The organism is Vibrio gelatinilyticus, from assembly GCF_022836845.1.
GTDB lineage: Bacteria > Pseudomonadota > Gammaproteobacteria > Enterobacterales > Vibrionaceae > Vibrio > Vibrio gelatinilyticus.
Genome location: NZ_JAJNNZ010000057.1, coordinates 1 through 437, shown reverse-complemented (window position 1 = coordinate 437; position 437 = coordinate 1). Strand labels below are relative to the sequence as shown.

Here is a 437-nt window from a genome sequence, read left to right as displayed (position 1 = left end):
ATTGCGTTGCTCACACCTTAACAGGGCGCTGGCGGATCCCCTCATAATTCGCCCAGCCCACAGGTATGCGTGAGGCGTTGATATTCCACCATTGCCCAATGATATTGGGACTCTTGTATTCGGTATCTCCGATGGCAACGCACTTCTCTACCAAGTCTAGGAATAGAGAGCACACGACGATGCTTGATGGTGTTGGCTTGGAAGTCATAATGCCATTTGGCTTGCATGGCGATTAAGCCATTCCACCACATGATGATTTCGGCCATCAATGCCATGAGCAACAAGATATCAATGCGTTTGGTGCAACGTGTTCGGTTATGGCGGAGTGCTAACCCGTAGGCTGGACTTTTTAGGTCTCGGAACGACTCTTCAATTTGCATTCTTTTGGCGTATAAACGGGTAATTTTAATGCCGTTAAGTACATTACAGGGGATATT

The 437-nt window shown here is 47.4% G+C and carries 1 protein-coding gene; it reads right to left on the bottom strand.

Going from position 1 to position 437, the window contains the following annotated elements:
• Positions 1-41: 41 nt before the first annotated feature.
• Positions 42-437, bottom strand: a 396-nt coding sequence (locus LNL84_RS19660; RefSeq protein ID WP_244359563.1) for a transposase, incomplete at its 5' end; no start/stop codon positions are given.